Below are 16,669 nucleotides of genomic sequence, written 5' to 3' on the forward strand. Positions count from 1 at the left end.
GAGGATTAGATCCAGCGCACATAAGCGAAGTCCTGACGATGAGGCAGAAGCGCGTTGGTGGGGTAGATGCGGAATGCATAGCGGAACACTCCGGCTTCACGAAGCTTGTTCTTGAGCTCATAAGTCACGATGTTTCCGTCGTGGCCTACAACCTTGAACGGCTCGGTGCCTACCATCTTCTCAATGCCGTCCTCTACCTTGTAAACAACCTGCTCGATGGCGAGGCTTGTGCCAAGGCCGTTGGTGTCGAGCTTGATTTCAGTAGAATAAGCCTCTCCTGTCTTGGGTGAGTTGTGATCGATTGTTTCGTTGATCGACACTACCGATACACCGTCCCAAGCGGCAGCTACCTTCTCTTTCCACTCTACGATTTCCTTTGCTACTGCATAGTCATGGGCTACAAGCTTCTTTGAACGCTTGGCCTCCTTGTCGTAGAAACGCTCGATGTAGTCGTCGATCATGCGTTTCATTGTGAAGTGAGGAGCTATCTTGGCAATTGAGTTCTTGATGTACTGAATCCACTCGGGTGAATATCCCTTGGAGTTCTTTGCAAAGTAAAGGGGAACGATTTCATTCTCAAGCATAGAGTAGATTGTTGCCGCATCAAGCTTATCCTGCTGCGACTGGTCGGTGAATGTACGCTTTTCTGTGAGAGCCCATCCAGCCTGCTTGCAGAACTTGTAACCTTCATACCACCATCCGTCAAGTACCGAGAAGTTAAGCACACCGTTCATCTCGGCCTTTTCGCCTGATGTACCCGATGCCTCAAGGGGACGGGTGGGGGTGTTCAACCAAATGTCGACGCCCGATACGAGGCGCTTGGCAACTATCATGTCGTAGTTTTCAAGGAAGATGATCTTTCCGAGGAACTGAGGCATGCGTGAAATCTCCATGATGCGCTTGATGAGGCCCTGACCTGCACCGTCGGCGGGGTGTGCCTTACCCGAGAAGATGAACTGAACGGGGAACTGGGGATTGTTTACGATGGCCGACAGACGGTCAAGGTCGGAGAACAGAAGGTGAGCACGCTTGTAGGTAGCAAATCGACGGGCAAAACCGATGATGAGCGCATTGGGATTGATCTTGTCGACAATCGACATGATGCGCGAGGGATCGCCCTGGTTCTTAAGCCACTTTTCACGGAAGTCACGACGAACGAAGTTGATGAATTTGTTCTTCATCGTCATGCGCAGGTTCCAGATGTCCTCATCCGATACTGTGTATATCTTTTCCCAGAACTTGGTGTCGCTCTGGTTCAGGAAGAAGTCCTTTCCGAATGTATCCTCGTAGAGAGCCTTCCATTCCGAAGCGGCCCATGTGGGCATGTGTACGCCGTTGGTTACATAACCTACGTGTGACTCTTCCCAGCTGTAGCCCTTCCAGATACCGGCAAACATCTTCTTTGACACTTCGCCGTGGAGCCAGCTTACGCCGTTTGCTTCCTGACAGGTGTTGAGTGCGAATACGCTCATTGAGAAGCGCTCGTCCGAGTTAGGATTCTCGCGACCCATGTTCATGAGGTCGGCCCAGCTTATGCCGAGTTTTGCGGGGAATTCACCCATATATTTGCCGAAGAGGCCTTCGTCGAAGTAGTCGTGTCCGGCGGGAACGGGGGTGTGTACAGTGTAGAGGCTTGATGCGCGTACGATTTCAAGAGCAACGTTGAAGTCGAGCTTGTCCTCCTGAACATAGTCGACAAGACGCTGAAGGTTGAGCAGTGCGGCATGGCCTTCGTTGCAGTGGTAGAGGTCGGTTTTGATGCCAAGCTTTTTCAGCATTAATATACCGCCGATACCGAGCATATACTCCTGCTTGATGCGGTTTTCCCAGTCGCCGCCATAGAGCTGATGGGTAATCTGACGGTCAAACTCGCTGTTCATGTCGAAGTCGGTGTCCATCAGATAGAGGTTCATACGACCTACGTTCACCTTCCAGATGTGAGAGTAGATTACGCGACCGGGATAGGGAACCTCAAGTATTACGGGATTTCCGTTTTCATCAACGACCTGCTCGATGGGGAGCTGGTTGAAGTTCTGAGGCTCGTAGTTGGCTATCTGCTGTCCGTCTACTGAAAGTGTCTGGGTGAAATATCCGTAACGGTATAGGAAACCCACAGCAGTCATGTCGACGCGGCTGTCTGATGCTTCCTTGATATAGTCACCGGCAAGTACGCCAAGACCTCCCGAGTATATCTTTAGTGCATTGCACAATCCATATTCCATGGAGAAGTATGCAACCGAGGGGACATCCTTGCGCATAGGCTCTTTCATATAGGCTTTGAAGTCGGCATATACTTTCTCGATGCGCGACATCATATCCTCATCCTTGATGATTTCTTGTAGACGCTCAAATCCAAGCTTCTGGAGAAGCATTACCGGATTTTCGCCTGTTGCACGCCAAAGGTCATGGTCAAGGTCACGGAAGAGCGACTTTCCTTCGCTGTTCCATACCCACCATAGGTTACGCGACATTACTTCAAGCGGTTTGAGCTTGGAGGGTAGGTCTGATTTCACCATAATGTCACGCCATACGGGTGCATTAGTGTTGCTTACTTGTAATTTCATAATTGTTCTTATGTGAAAAATTAAAGTTCTTATTTATTATTGTTATTTGCCTGTGCGTTGAGCAGCCGCATTGAGTGCGACTTCAAAGGCTTTTACATAATATTCAATGAAGTAGCTCCATGCCGCAAGCGACGCCGTGTTCATAGCCCTTGAGCTTATCATGGCAAGACTTGCCGGATTGGAGTTTACGAGATATTCAAGCGACTTGGCTATGCGGTCGGCTACTTCGTTGTAGTTGAAGTCGCCGCGAGCCACTACGTTGACACCGCATTCGCTGAAGGTGGCGTCTTCAGTCGACAGGATCCATTGGCCGAAGCCCGACAGTGTGGTCGTTATCGTGGGTACGCCGAATGCAATGCTTTCAAGCGGTGTGTAGCCCCAGGGCTCGTAATATGACGGGAATACCGTGGCGTCCATGCCTATGAGCAGGTCGTAGTAGGTCTTGTCAAATATTCCATCAGAGCCGTTGAGGTAGCAAGGCACATATATCACCTTTACGTTGTCGGCTTTGGCGTTGGCAAAACCGATGCCTCTTATGCGGCAGTTTATGGGATCTTGGTCGGGGTTGTTGAGCGTATGGGTCAACACTGAATCGCCTATCGGGCTCTTGCGTTTTGCGGTGAGTGCGGCTTGTAGCTCGGAGCGCGCCTCCTTGGCCCATGCGGGCACCATGACAAATGCAAGCACCGTGCGACTAAGCTTGTTTTCGCGTAGTCGTGCTATTGAATCGAGATATAGGTCGATGCCTTTGTTGTGGTATTCGCAGCGTCCCGATGTGGCGATGATGAATGTGTCATCGGGCATCTTGTAGCCGAGAAGTGATGACGCTACGTTGAGAAGCGTCTTGCGTGCGGCTTCGCGCGACGGAACGAATTTGCCTTTAGTCGGCACGAAGTTCTGCTCAAATCCGTTGGGAGTTACCAACGGACGGCGCTCAAGAAGCTGCTCGCACTCGATGGCGGTTATGTCGCTCACTGTTGTGAAGCAGTCGGCCTGAAGGGCTGCCGCCTTTTCCAGTGAATGTTTTGACTGCATGTTCAGCTCCGATGCCATCTGGTCGCCGTTGTAGCCGCGCAGATAGTCGTAGAGCGGCTTACCGTTGCCGCAGATACTGCGGCCTATGCAGGTGGCATGAGTTGTGAATATAGTGCCAACTTCGGGCATCTTATCCTTTATGTAGAGAAGTCCCATTCCGGTGGTCCATTCATCGAAATGAGCTATTGCTTTCTTGTCGGCTATGCCTGTAAATTGGCAGATGCTTTCGATGACGATGCCTGCGGCATGGGAAAATGCACAAGCTTCATCGTAATCGCCGTAGGCATGGAGTGAATCTACCTTATAAAGATCCCACATGCGACCGTAGAATGCATCCTTTACGGCATACATTCCGTCAAATTTTACCAGCACGACAATAGGGCGGCCGGGAATGTCCCAACGGCCGACTCTCACACTGACTCCCTCGGGAAGCTGTGCCTGAGCTTTCCAATCCTTTAATAATGTACGTGATGGAACAAAATAGGGCGATGGGTTTTCATTGCTCCATACATCCGGGCCTATGAATATTGTCTTGTCTTTATAGAGCTTTTGTAGCGTTTTGGCTTTTGTGGAGAGCACTGTGTAAATGCCTCCAATCTTATTGCAAACCTCCCAACTTGTTTCAAACAGCAGGTCAACGTTTACCGGCGCTTTATCCATATTGTAGATTTAATTGTTTTTTCGGATGCAAAGATAGTAATTATTTTTGAATTTGCATCTCAAATTTAGTGACATTTAATCTGCAAAAAGTTGAGTAAAAGCACTAAAATGAAAAGATTAGCTTATAAAGCTGGCTGTTTACGGTGCTTTTGACAGGTTTGTGCATATTTTGTTACTAAATCGTAATGTTAATTAACTTATGTTGTCTTCTGTGTCGACCGGAATCTCCGGAAGGTCGGGAATGGGGAATTTGTCTTTTTCTTTGAATCCCATTTCTTTAAGTCGTCGTGCCGGACCGAGTATGCTCATCCTTCCTTGAAGTTTCTTCATGGCGTATTCATAGGCCTCGTTTGCTTTGTCGATGCGTTCGCCTACGGCTTCAAAGGCTTTGCAGAATTCGCCCACACGCTCCACCATCGTTGTGGCTTCCTCAAATACCTTTCTCTGGCTCTGTGCCTGTATCTCCTGGGTCCATGCCAGATGTATTATGCGCAGGGCTGCCGTGAGGTTCTGTTCGCCGGTTATGAACACCCCTTCGCGCAACGCGTCGCGCCATAACGAAGGGTCGTTATATAGTGCGAGCTGCAGTGCCGACTCGTTTGGCACAAACATTATCACATAGTCAAGCGATTGTCGTGGATGCACTATGTAACGCTTGTAGTCCTTTGCTACAAGCTCCTTCACGTGATTCCTGATGCTTGTCGTGTGTCGTTTGAGTGCGGCGGTGCGCTCATTGTCATCATCGGCGGCGTTATAGTCGATGAATGCCGACAGTGATGCCTTGGAGTCGATTATTGCGTCTTTGCCGTCGGGATAGTGCAGCACCACATCGGGAATCATACGCTTGTCAGTTCGCTCGTTAAGGATAGGTTTGCCGTTTTTGTCGCGCAATGTCGACTGTACATCGTAGTGGATGCCTTTTTTCAGCCCTTGGCTTTCAAGTAACTCACTGAGCACTATTTCACCCCAATTGCCTTGGGTCTTGTTTTCATGACGCAGGGCTCGTGCCAGTTTGTCGGCTTCATCGCCTATCGAAGCTGTGCGTTTCATTATGTCCTCTATTGCCTGACGCAGTGAAGCTGTTGTTCGTGTATGGGTGTCGCGTGACTGGTCCATGGCGGTTTTCATCTCCTTTATATTCTCCTTCAGCGGGGTGATTATGGAGTCCATCTGTCGGGCGTTGGATTCGTGGAGCTCTTTTGAGCGCTGGTTGAGCATCTCCTGTGTCGCGCTTTTGACCTGCTCCTGCATCAGGCGCAATTGTTCGTTATATTGTTTTGTGCGCGCCTCCTCGTCATGTGCTTTCTGCTGTCGCAGCATCTCTATCTCTTTTGAAAGGGCACTCGATTTGGCGTTGAATTCCGATGACAGTTGCGACAGGCGTTGGTTCTCGTCTTGCAAGTGACGTTCGCGTCGTGATGCTTCATCAAGTCGCGCTTCCATTGAGCGCAGTGATGAATTTAATGTGTCGATCTTGGACTTGCTTGTCAGCAGAGCTATTACAATGCCGGCTGCCAGTCCTGTGAAAATATATATAAGAGGATATAGCATGTTGTAGTGTTTTTGCAAATTTAGATAAAAATCATGGGATTTTCACGTTGGCATAGTGAAGAATTTCATTTGATTTTGTCGTATGTGAGCGTCTTTGACGAGGACAACAATCGAATAAATGTTTAACTGATTGTGTTGGTGGCGAGTTGTCGGTTGAAAATCCAATATTTCAACTGTTGACAACTTTTTGTGCTGTGAAGTTTTCCAAAATATTTTGTAATATACTAATTTTTAAAATTTTATAATTTTGTGAAGGCCAAAAAGTTTTCCAAAATGGAATTTTTGTTGAAAATATTTGATATAAATATTGCACGATAAATAATATCTGTGTAGATTTGCAATGCGAAAGCACAAGGCGTTTTTCTCGTGTCGTCGAATGCTCGTATATAAATACCGATAATCCATTAAAAATACAACAAATGATACAAACCGTAGTTAAGCGTGACGGGCGCGTAGTCGGCTATAATGATGAAAAAATCAAGGCCGCAATCCGTAAAGCGATGCTTCAAACCGAAATGGGTGAAGACGAGGCTTTGATTCATAAGATCACTGACCGCATCAGTATGACCGGTAACGAGCGAATGACCGTGGAGGAGATTCAGGACAAGGTTGAACTTGAACTGATGAAGAGCCCCCGCAAGGAGGTGGCCAAGCGATACATCGCTTATCGTGACCAACGAAACATTGCGCGTCGTGCCAAGACACGGGATATGTTTCTGGAGATTATCGAGGCAAAGAGCAACGACATAACTCGCGAGAACGCCAACATGAACACCGATTCGCCTGCAGGCATGATGATGAAGTTTGCAAGCGAAACCACCAAGCCTTTTGTCGACGACTACCTCTTGTCGCATGAAGCACGTGAGGCTGTGCGTAACGGATACCTTCACATCCATGACAAGGACTACTATCCCACCAAGAGTCTTACCTGTGTGCAGCATCCTCTTGACAACATTCTGAAGCATGGCTTCACTGCCGGACATGGTGAATCGCGTCCGGCCAAGCGCATCGAAACTGCAAGTATCATTGGTTGTATTTCGCTTGAAACGGCACAGAACGAGATGCACGGCGGACAGGCCATTCCGGCCTTTGATTTCTATCTGGCTCCGTTTGTGCGCTCATCCTATGTCGAGGAGGTGAAGAATGTCGAGTCGCTCACCGGCGAGGACTATTCATCGCTTTACGAAGCTCCCATCGACGACTACCTCAAGCGTCCGCTTGACGGGCTTAAGGGAGAGGAACGAGCCAAGCAGCATGCGATAAACAAGACTGTGGGTCGTGTGCATCAGGCAATGGAGGCGTTTATCCATAACATGAATACAATTCATTCGCGTGGCGGAAATCAGGTGGTGTTCAGCTCGATAAACTACGGAACCGACACATCGGCCGAAGGCCGCTGCATAATCCGTGAATTGCTCAACTCTACCTACGAGGGAGTAGGTAACGGTGCCACTGCAATTTTCCCCATACAGATATGGAAGAAGAAGCGCGGCGTTAGTTATCTGCCCGAGGATAGAAATTACGATCTCTATAAACTGGCTTGTAAGGTCACAGCCCGTCGTTTCTTCCCCAATTTCGTGAATCTCGACGCCACTTTCAATTATCATGAAAAATGGGATATAAACGATCCTCACCGTTACCGTTATGAAGTGGCCACGATGGGTTGTCGCACACGAGTTTTTGAGAATCGTTTTGGTGAAAAGACTTCGATTGGTCGAGGTAACTTGAGTTTCTCGACAATCAACATCGTACGTATAGCCATTGAGTGCATGAGCATCGTCGACAAGGAGGAGCGTATACATCGTTTCTTCTCAAAGCTCGATGAAGTTCTTGAAATCGCGGCTCGTCAGCTGTGTGACCGTTATGACTTCCAGAAGACGGCTCTTGCCAAGCAGTTCCCGTTGCTGATGTCACGCCTGTGGAACGGAAGTGAGAACCTGAAGCCCAATGACACCATCGAGTCGGTTATTAATCAGGGTACCCTCGGCATCGGATTCATCGGTCTTGCCGAGTGTCTTGTCGCTCTTGTGGGCAAGCATCACGGCGAAAGCGAGGAGGCGCAGGCCCTTGGATTGCGCATTGTGTCGCACATGCGCAGCCGTGCCAATGAATTCTCTGAAAAGTATCAGCACAACTTTTCGGTTCTTGCCACTCCCGCTGAAGGTCTGTCGGGTAAGTTTACCAAAGCCGATCGCAAGAGTTTCGGCGTGTTGCCCGGCATAACCGACAAGATTTATTACACTAACTCCAACCATGTGCCTGTCTACTATCACTGCTCGCCGCGTCACAAAGCCAAGGTTGAGGCGCCGTATCATGAGTTGACTCGTGGAGGTCACATATTCTATGTGGAAATCGACGGTGACGCAACTCACAATCCCGAGGCGATAAGCGACATTGTCGACCTGATGGATAAGTACAACATCGGTTACGGCTCGGTGAATCACGATCGCAACCGATGCATGACATGCGGATATGAGGATGCGCAGGAGAATCTCAACGAATGTCCTAAATGCGGAAGTCATGACATCGACAAGCTGCAGCGCATAACCGGTTATCTCGTGGGAACGACCGATCGCTGGAACAATGCCAAACTTGCTGAACTTAACGATCGCATAGTACACAAATAGACTGCAATGTCACTACGTGTAATAGATATAGTGGGCGGAACTTCGGTCGACGGACCGGGGCTCCGCACCTCTGTTTATTTTGCCGGTTGCAATCACCACTGTCCGGGATGTCACAATCCGCAGTCATGGGATTTTGAAGGGGGTGAGGCTATGTCGGTTCTTCGCATCAAGGAGATTATCGATGATTGTGACTTCAATGTCACGTTCTCGGGAGGTGACCCGTTGATGCAGCCTGTCGACGAGATGGTCGAATTGGCCCGCTTGCTGAAGGCCGACGGTCGCACTATATGGTGCTACACGGGCTACAGTTATGAATACGTAGCCTCTCGTCCCGAGTATGAGGAGTTACTCGCTTGCATCGATGTGCTTGTCGACGGCCCTTTCGTCGAGTCGCTGCGTGACATCTCACTCCGTTTCCGTGGTTCATCCAATCAGCGTCTTGTCGATGTAGCTCGTTCCACACCCGATTGCGTGGTGGAATGGAAGGGCTGAATCAGTATTGCAGGTAGATGAACGGCACTATGTCGCTTTGTCGCACCTGGATTATAAGCAACAGCACCAATGCAAGCACTACGGCCTGCACAAGACCGCTCTGTGCGTGATATTTCTCTTCAAGCTGCTCGCTCCACTTTTTAGGTGAGAAGTGCATGAAGTAACCGAGTGCCATTGCAAGCACTATCAGTATGTAACCTTCGAGAAATTGCGGCGCTACCGACAGGTGGAAGTTGTAGACTATCTGATGCACCATGTCGCCGACCTGCTCAAGGGAACGGGCCCTGAAAAACATCATGCCCACGGCTATGAGGTTGAATGTTATGAACACATTGGTGGCGACTCGCCACCATTTGCGACGATTCTCCTCCTTTACGCGGGGCGTGACGCTGCGTATCATTTTATGCGCCACGAGCAATCCGCCGTTCCATGCACCCCATATAACGTACATCCACGATGCGCCATGCCACAAGCCGCCTATCAGCATAGTGTTGAACACATTCATGTGAGCACGCGCCTTGGAGCACCGGTTGCCTCCCATAGGAATGTAGAGGTAGTCGCGCAGCCATGAAGAGAGCGATATGTGCCACCGGCGCCAATACTCCGTAGGGCTTTGTGACTTGAACGGCGCATCGAAGTTCATCTTTAGCTTGTAGCCGAGCAGGAGCGCGATTCCTATAGCCATGTCGGAGTAACCAGAGAAGTCGCAATAGAGCTGTATCGTGAAGCCGTAGATGCCCATCAGGTTTTCAAAGCCCGAGTACATTGACGGATTGTCAAATACTCGGTCGACAAAGTTGCCGCTTATATAGTCGGCTACAATCACTTTCTTTATCAGACCCGCCATTATCATGAAAAGTCCGGCACTTACCATGCGTCGTGTAGCTACGGGACTCTCTTCTATCTGATCCATCATGTCACGTGCTCTTACAACAGGGCCGGCAAGTATTGGCGGAAAGAAAGTGAGGAAAAACACGTAGTTCAGGAAATTGGTGGCCGGCTTCATGTCGCCGCGATATATGTCGACGATGTAGCTTATGGAGCGGAATGTGAAAAACGATATTCCGGCAGGAAGTATTATGTCGAACGCATCGAAGTCACGACTTGAAAAATTGGCTATGGTGCTGTAGAGCAGATTGAAATACTTGAAGTAGACAAGCATTCCTACATTGATTACGACATTGAGCGCCACTATGCCTGTACGCACCGATTTGCGATGTGAGTTTCCGAGTATGAGTCCGAGCACATAGTCGCTTACACACACGCCAAGCAGTATGAAGCAGCACTCGGCACTTGACTTGTAATAGAAGTAGAGTGAGAAGAGGATTACGAATATCTTCTTGAGAGTAGGGGAGAAACGCAGTAGCCTATACAGCAGAAGGAATGCCGTGAACAGCAACAGAAACAAGCCGGTGTTGAACAGGAGCGGATTGTTGCTGTCGTATCGGAGTACCGATTCTATGCGGTCGAAGTCAAACCACTGCGCAAATTTGTCCAGGCATTTGCCAAGGAACTCCCTGATATCGTCAAGGTCGGGCAGTACAAATTTGAAGTCGCTGAAGAAATCATTCATAGCTTTGCATTGTTGATTATGGCGTCGTTTATAGCCTCATATAGCAACTGTCCCTGAAGCCTGTAGCCTTCACGGGTGTTGTGGATGCGGTCGCTGCCCATCAGTTTGTCCTTTACCCATTTTCCAGATGCGCCCTGGCCTCCGGCTATGTCATACCAGTCGTAAACCGATATGTTATGCTTGCGGGCGTATTCGAGTATGGCATTCCTTATCGGAAGTATGTTGGCGTTGACGCTGTAGTTGCGTGAGCGTCGACGGCCTTTCTTGGTGCGTATGATTCGGCTTCGCTGGCACTCCATTGGCGTGACAAGCAGAATCGTTGCATCTTTGTTGTGTAGTCGTATGTCGTTAACCAGCAGGTCAATGTTGTCGGTTATGTTGTTTATCGACAGTTTTCCGAACGCTTCGTTGGCTCCGAGGCTTATTATTATGAGGTCAGGATCCAGTCGTGCCACATCGGCACCCATTCCCTCGACTGCGTTATATGTGCTGTAAGTTGCCCCGTTGTTACCTATTGTGTGGTAGTAGACTCCTTCGCTTTTGGTGTTGGCGAGAACGATGCCGAATATCGACAGATAATCCTCTTTGGTCATCTCTACCGTTATTTCGGTTACCTCGCGGGGTATGTTTATTGTGGCGCTTCCGTCGCCGTATTCTATGTCACACTCTATGGGTTGTCCGGCTACCGAAGCGCGGCTTATCTCAAGCTTGCCCGAGTGTAGTATCTTGACGTTGTTAAACGGCTTTTCGGGCTCGTTCTTTGTAAGCGTGGCTATGGTGAGGTCACACTTTTTGCTCTTTGGCGTTATCGAAACTCCCGTGAATCCCATAGGTGACGCCCAAGGTTTTTTAAGCAGTTTTGAGGACAACCAGCGTGACTGTGATGTTATGGCATAGTCGCGAGGCTCGTTGGTGCCTGCCATTTTGAGAGGCGTGATGAGGCCTCGACCGGGGTTGCCGTACAGCTGTTGCAGCATGTCACGTGCATGACCGGTTGCAAAGTCGGCCTGAATGTGTGAGTCGCCTATGTGTACGATGCTTACGGTCGTGTCGGGGGCTACGGTTCTGCGGCTGAATCGGTTCCAGTCGGCACCGTTTGTGATTATGTAATTCTTATTGCGGTTGATGTAGGCCGGTATTTCTATGTCGCAGTCGATGGAGTCGATTTGCGTTATCTCGGGATTTTCGCGTATGTTCTTGTCATCATTGTTTTCATACTGCGACATGGCGAGTCGCGGCACGCTTAGCATGATGAATGTCAGGAGTATAGGGTATAGCTTATTTATTGATGGCATTGTTCAGCGATTTTAAGAATTCTTCGGCAAGTTTGCGTCCGCCGATATGGGTTAGGTGGATGTAGTCTTTATTGGCTTTCGGCGGATTGGCGTTGGCCCATGTCACTATCGCATTTTCACCGCCCATAGCCTCGCGGGTGTCCCAGAACACGCATCCCAAGTGTCGCGCTACATCACGTTGAGCGGCGATCATGTTGTAGGTAGTGGGCATCGTTATTATGTCGGTGCCTCGTTTTGACCCTCTGTCGCCCACGCCCATTATGATTATGTCGGCATTTGGATAGCACTCCTTTATGTGTCCTATTGACTTGATCATTAGTTTGGAGTAGGCCGAGTAGTCGGTCTGGGCTTCCGACATGGCGTTGATTCCGTATTCGATTACAATCAGGTCGTAGTCGATGTAACGGCGCATCGATTGTGACAGGCTACTGCTTACTCGCGACAAGGTGACGCCTGAAAATCCTCGCGACGACATGCAGTCAACCGAGATGCCGTTGTTGCCGTCGAGCCACACTCCTATTCCGGCAAGTGACATGTTGCCGGTTGATACCGAAAATGATTTCATGGGACCGGTGACTTCGATGCATTGTGCTTCGGATGATGCTGATGAGCTGTGGGAGGTCCATTCGCTGTTGTCCTGGCGGGTGTTTATGGTTGCTGCATCGGGCGATATGTATATGAAGCGCGATTTTTCCCAACTGTCGGTGTGTTTCAGGCGCTTGGCACCCTTATAGGTTGCGGTAGCTTTTTCGCTTACCGGCATTGAGTACTGTTGGGTTATCGATATGTAGGCTTTGTTGTGTCCCTTCATGCTCACGTTGTACACTTCCCATCCGCTGCCGCTTTGCGTTATTGAGCGTCGGAATCCGGGAAATTCCGAGTACATGTTGACATATCCAACTCCGCATCCGCCGTATTGGTCCTGCAGCTTTTCGCGCACATCCTGTGTGAATATGTCACCTTCGATGTATGAGTCGCCGAGAAAGGCTATGCGTACAACCCGGTTGCCGGCTTGCGCAAGTGCGCTTTTAAAGCGTTTCAGTCCGTTGCCGTCGGGTGAATAGTCCTCCATTACGATTATCTCCCCGTCGTGAGGATCAATCGGCACAGGTGGCTCGACAGCTTCCGATGTCACAGGCGATTTTTCGGGTTGGACGTTCTCCGATTTCGGCTGCTCAGGCTCTGACTCTGACTCTGACTGCCGTGTAATAGTGTCGCTCTTTTCAATAGCATACTCATCGGCCTGAGCGGGTTGCTCAACATCAATCTCCTCCATTGCGGCTATCAGCTCCGGGTCGATTTGCTGTGTTTCGACTTTCTCGGCATCAAGATCCGATTTTTCGGTTATGTGCATTATGTCGCCTGCGAGATTGAAGTCACGCAGCAACCCACGGCTTATTTTGTTAAGCGGGAGCAGCGACACAGCGGCGACGATGGCCACGGCGGTGAACAGTATTAAAAACGGACTTCCTTTGCTGTTTTTGCTCATGACCGTGACTGATTGATTGCATTGAGGAGCACTTGGGATTTTGCCGATGTTTCATCCCATTCGGTTGCCGATTCCGATTTGGCAGTTATGCCTCCTCCGGCATATATGCAATAGCGTGACTCATCGAAGTGTACACATCGCAGGTTGACGAAGATGTGAGTGCCCCGACTGTCGGTCATTCCCACATAGCCTCCGTAGCATCGGCGTGGATGTCGCTCGTTGAGCGTTATGTCATTCAATGCCTTGTCAAGCGGAGTGCCGGCCAAGGCAGGGGTGGGGCTAAGTGTATCGGCCACAATAAATGGATTTCCGGTATATCGAGCCGTAATGCGGTGACAAAGATGCTCTATGGCTCCGTAACCAACATTCTCGGCGCAACCGACTGTCGCGTTTATGCCAAGTGACGACAGCTTGTCGACGATGTATCGTGTCACATAGTCATGCTCTTCGCGGTTTTTGTCATCCCATGCGGCATTCGATGACTTCATGCGGGTTCCGGCAAGCGACATGGTGCTGAGATTACCTGCGTTGTCACATTCGAGCAGCAGTTCGGGTGAGGCTCCGATCCATGCGCCTGTTGCTGCAGTGTAATAGAGGTAACGGAATGTCGACGGAAAGCAGGTGAAATATTTCTCGGCTACTGAAAGCCAGTCGATATCGGCTGCGTCGCCGCATATCACGCGTGATATTACCGTTTTGCCTCCGCGAAGCTTGAGTCCGTTGACAACCTTGTTCAACGCGTTGTCATATTCGTCACGCGGTGTACTGCAGTCTACCGGTTTTACGGCTGCACTGTCACGCGTAGCAATGGTGTCGGCGTTTTCTATTATCTGCTCGGCAGTGTATCGTGGAGCTATCATGATGCGCCATCCACTTGTGTTGAATTCCGAAATGAAGAATCCATGGTCAACGTCGCTGTTGCACTGCGTCGACTCATCCCCGGCCAGGAATATGACATGATCGCTTCCCTGCATCATGTATATTGCAAACGGCAGTCGCTTTTCAATGCATAGAGATGCCGCTCTTGAAATAGAAGTTGACAACAACATTTTTTATTGTAAGGATGGTTGAGCAATCAGCTCGTAGGGCAGTGCATCGATAATGTCGACATCGTAGAAGTGTCCTTTTTCGAGCTTTTCGGTCTTTTTGACAAGGACTTCAGGGTCCACTTCGGGAGAATCCCATTGGGTGCGACCCACATAGTAGTCATCCTCTTCCTTGTCGATGATTACGCGCAATCTTTTTCCTATTTTTGATTGGTTGCTTTCAAGGGCAATCTCTTCCTGAATCGCCATAAGCTCATTAAGGCGTGACTGCTTGACCTCTTCAGGTATTGAATCCACGAAATTCTTGGCACCGAATGTGTCCTCCTCCTCGCAATAGGCAAAGGCTCCCATGCGCTCAAATCGCTGTTGGCGCACAAATTCCTTAAGCTGATGGAACTCCTCCTCACCTTCGCCTGGGAAGCCTACCATCAGTGTCGTGCGTATGTGTATGCCGGGCACTTTTCGGCGTATCTCGTCGAGCAGGGCTTTCGTTTCGTCGCCGGTTATGTGACGGCGCATGTTTTTTAGAACTTTGTCCGATATGTGCTGAAGCGCTATGTCGAGGTATTTGCACACATTGTCGTGACGGGCCATGACATCGAGTATCTCCATGGGGAACTGAGCGGGGTAGGCGTAGTGGAGCCTTATCCACTCCACACCCTCTATCGAGGACATACGGTCGATGAGCTGCGGAAGTCGCATCTCGTTATACAGATCAAGCCCGTAGCTCGACAAGTCCTGAGCTATTATGTTGAATTCATGGACACCGCGCTTTACGAGTTCAGTCACTTCATCGAGTATCTCCTCGATGGGGCGTGACTTGAATCGCCCTGTAATTAGCGGAATAGCACAGAATGAACAGAAGCGGTTGCATCCTTCGGCTATCTTCACGTAGGCGAAGTGGGAAGGAGTGGTTATGACACGGTCGTAGGATGATGTTGCCGGGAACTTGTTGGTGAGCGCATTCACCAGTTCGGGCCAGTTGAACTTACCGTACCAACCGTCAACTTCTGGTATCTCAGCCACAAGTTCATTGTGATAGCGTTGCGACAGGCATCCCATCACATAGAGTGACTTGATGCGTCCCTCTTTCTTGGCCTCGACCTGCTCGAGGATAGTGTTGACCGACTCCTCCTTGGCATCGCCTATGAATCCGCAGGTATTAACGACAACAATGTCGCCTCCGGGATTTTCAGGCTCGTGCCTTGCTTCAAATCCGGCACGGTCAAACATACTCATGAGCCGTTCGCTGTCGACAAGATTCTTTGAACAGCCAAGTGTTATGACATCGACTTTCTTGCGAGCCATCTATATTAATTGTTGCCGAATAATGATTGTACAAATTCTTTCTTGTGGAACACCTGCAGGTCGTCGATGCCTTCGCCGAGTCCGATGTATTTTACCGGAATGCGGAACTGGTCGCTGATGCCTATTACTACGCCGCCCTTGGCTGTGCCGTCGAGCTTGGTTATGGCGAGTTCATTGACTTTGGTAGCGGCTACAAACTGCTTGGCCTGCTCAAATGCATTCTGTCCCGTAGAGCCGTCAAGCACGAGCAACACTTCGTGGGGTGCGTCGGGAACGACTTTCTGCATCACGTTCTTGATTTTTGTGAGCTCGTCCATAAGACCCTTCTTGTTGTGAAGTCGTCCGGCGGTGTCGATTATCACTACATCGATGTCGTTGGCCTTGGCCGATTGGAGAGTGTCGAATGCCACTGATGCAGGGTCGGCTCCGAGTTTCTGCTTTATTACCGGAACACCGGCGCGTTCGCCCCAGATGTCGAGCTGCTCCACTGCGGCGGCTCGGAATGTGTCGGCGGCACCGAGCATGACTTTGTTGCCGGCTTTCTTGAATTGATAGGCAAGTTTGCCTATGGTGGTTGTTTTGCCTACGCCGTTGACACCCACCACCATTATTACATGTGGTTTGTGATCCTGCGGAACAGTGAAGTCCTCAAGGGCGGAGTCGTTATTGTTTTCGGCGAGAAGTTCGGTGATTTCTTCACATAGCAGATTGTTCAACTCTGATGAATTGACATATTTATCGCGAGAAACTCGATGCTCTATGCGGTCTATGATTTTGAGTGTTGTTTCGACTCCGACATCCGAAGTTATGAATACCTCTTCGAGATTGTCGAGTATTTCATCGTCAATCTTTGACTTGCCGGCAATTGCGCGTGCGATTTTCGAGAATACGCCTTGCTTGGTGCGTTCAAGCCCTTTGTCAAGAGTCTCCTTTTTTTCCTTAGAAAAGAAACTGAATATACCCATTGGTGTAAAATAGAGATTAATAGGCTGCAAAATTACAAAAAAACATTTACATTCAACGTATTCA

Annotated in this window: 11 protein-coding genes; 2 read left to right on the forward strand and 9 right to left on the reverse strand. The window is 49.5% G+C overall.

What is annotated here, in order from left to right; all coding sequences use genetic code 11:
• Positions 1-5: 5 nt before the first annotated feature.
• The 3 genes from glgP to rmuC form a co-directional block, all read right to left on the reverse strand.
• On the reverse strand, positions 6-2,564 hold the full coding sequence (gene glgP, locus E5354_RS01195) for an alpha-glucan family phosphorylase (RefSeq protein WP_135946131.1): 2,559 nt from the start codon (positions 2,562-2,564) through the stop codon (positions 6-8).
• Positions 2,565-2,606: 42 nt separating this feature from the next.
• A complete protein-coding gene (locus E5354_RS01200) occupies positions 2,607-4,259 on the reverse strand; it encodes a glycosyltransferase (protein WP_135946132.1) in 1,653 nt (550 codons plus the stop codon).
• A 192-nt stretch (positions 4,260-4,451) separates the two neighbouring features.
• The gene (rmuC, locus tag E5354_RS01205) at positions 4,452-5,810 is read right to left on the reverse strand and encodes a DNA recombination protein RmuC (protein ID WP_135946133.1); all 1,359 of its coding nucleotides are present in this window, start codon (positions 5,808-5,810) and stop codon (positions 4,452-4,454) included.
• A 419-nt stretch (positions 5,811-6,229) separates the two neighbouring features.
• On the opposite strand from rmuC, the gene E5354_RS01210 reads away from it, so the two are divergent.
• A complete protein-coding gene (locus E5354_RS01210; protein ID WP_135946134.1) occupies positions 6,230-8,437 on the forward strand; it encodes an anaerobic ribonucleoside triphosphate reductase in 2,208 nt (735 codons plus the stop codon).
• A gap of 6 nt (positions 8,438-8,443) precedes the next feature.
• Complete coding sequence (gene nrdG / locus E5354_RS01215; protein WP_135946135.1) at positions 8,444-8,929, forward strand: anaerobic ribonucleoside-triphosphate reductase activating protein; 486 nt, start codon at positions 8,444-8,446, stop codon at positions 8,927-8,929.
• Position 8,930: 1 nt separating this feature from the next.
• On the opposite strand, the gene E5354_RS01220 is transcribed toward nrdG, so the two are convergent.
• The 6 genes from E5354_RS01220 to ftsY are packed head-to-tail and all read right to left on the reverse strand — an operon-like array spanning position 8,931 to position 16,605.
• On the reverse strand, positions 8,931-10,502 hold the full coding sequence (locus tag E5354_RS01220) for an MBOAT family O-acyltransferase (RefSeq protein ID WP_135946136.1): 1,572 nt from the start codon (positions 10,500-10,502) through the stop codon (positions 8,931-8,933).
• On the reverse strand, positions 10,499-11,797 hold the full coding sequence (locus E5354_RS01225) for a GDSL-type esterase/lipase family protein (protein ID WP_135946137.1): 1,299 nt from the start codon (positions 11,795-11,797) through the stop codon (positions 10,499-10,501). Before E5354_RS01225 ends, E5354_RS01220 begins: the two co-directional genes overlap by 4 nt.
• A complete protein-coding gene (locus E5354_RS01230) occupies positions 11,781-13,286 on the reverse strand; it encodes a hypothetical protein (protein ID WP_135946138.1) in 1,506 nt (501 codons plus the stop codon). The genes E5354_RS01225 and E5354_RS01230 overlap by 17 nt, the downstream gene beginning before the upstream one ends.
• A complete protein-coding gene (locus E5354_RS01235) occupies positions 13,283-14,329 on the reverse strand; it encodes a chorismate-binding protein (RefSeq protein ID WP_168353788.1) in 1,047 nt (348 codons plus the stop codon). Before E5354_RS01235 ends, E5354_RS01230 begins: the two co-directional genes overlap by 4 nt.
• Positions 14,330-14,338: 9 nt before the next feature.
• A complete protein-coding gene (gene rimO, locus E5354_RS01240) occupies positions 14,339-15,640 on the reverse strand; it encodes a 30S ribosomal protein S12 methylthiotransferase RimO (protein ID WP_135946140.1) in 1,302 nt (433 codons plus the stop codon).
• 5 nt (positions 15,641-15,645) lie between these two features.
• Positions 15,646-16,605, reverse strand: a complete 960-nt coding sequence (ftsY, locus tag E5354_RS01245; protein ID WP_123395822.1) for a signal recognition particle-docking protein FtsY — start codon at positions 16,603-16,605, stop codon at positions 15,646-15,648.
• Between the last annotated feature and the right edge of the window lie 64 nt (positions 16,606-16,669).

It is taken from the genome of Muribaculum sp. NM65_B17, from assembly GCF_004793735.1.
Classification (GTDB): Bacteria; Bacteroidota; Bacteroidia; order Bacteroidales; family Muribaculaceae; genus Muribaculum; species Muribaculum gordoncarteri.

Bases quoted from the DNA above. Each gene is read 5' to 3' on its own strand.
- glgP (WP_135946131.1), bottom strand. From the start codon at position 2,564: ATGAAATTACAAGTAAGCAACACTAATGCACCCGTATGGCGTGACATT.
- E5354_RS01200 (WP_135946132.1), bottom strand. From the start codon at position 4,259: ATGGATAAAGCGCCGGTAAACGTTGACCTGCTGTTTGAAACAAGTTGG.
- rmuC (WP_135946133.1), bottom strand. From the start codon at position 5,810: ATGCTATATCCTCTTATATATATTTTCACAGGACTGGCAGCCGGCATT.
- E5354_RS01210 (WP_135946134.1), top strand. From the start codon at position 6,230: ATGATACAAACCGTAGTTAAGCGTGACGGGCGCGTAGTCGGCTATAAT.
- nrdG (WP_135946135.1), top strand. From the start codon at position 8,444: ATGTCACTACGTGTAATAGATATAGTGGGCGGAACTTCGGTCGACGGA.
- E5354_RS01220 (WP_135946136.1), bottom strand. From the start codon at position 10,502: ATGAATGATTTCTTCAGCGACTTCAAATTTGTACTGCCCGACCTTGAC.
- E5354_RS01225 (WP_135946137.1), bottom strand. From the start codon at position 11,797: ATGCCATCAATAAATAAGCTATACCCTATACTCCTGACATTCATCATG.
- E5354_RS01230 (WP_135946138.1), bottom strand. From the start codon at position 13,286: ATGAGCAAAAACAGCAAAGGAAGTCCGTTTTTAATACTGTTCACCGCC.
- rimO (WP_135946140.1), bottom strand. From the start codon at position 15,640: ATGGCTCGCAAGAAAGTCGATGTCATAACACTTGGCTGTTCAAAGAAT.
- ftsY (WP_123395822.1), bottom strand. From the start codon at position 16,605: ATGGGTATATTCAGTTTCTTTTCTAAGGAAAAAAAGGAGACTCTTGAC.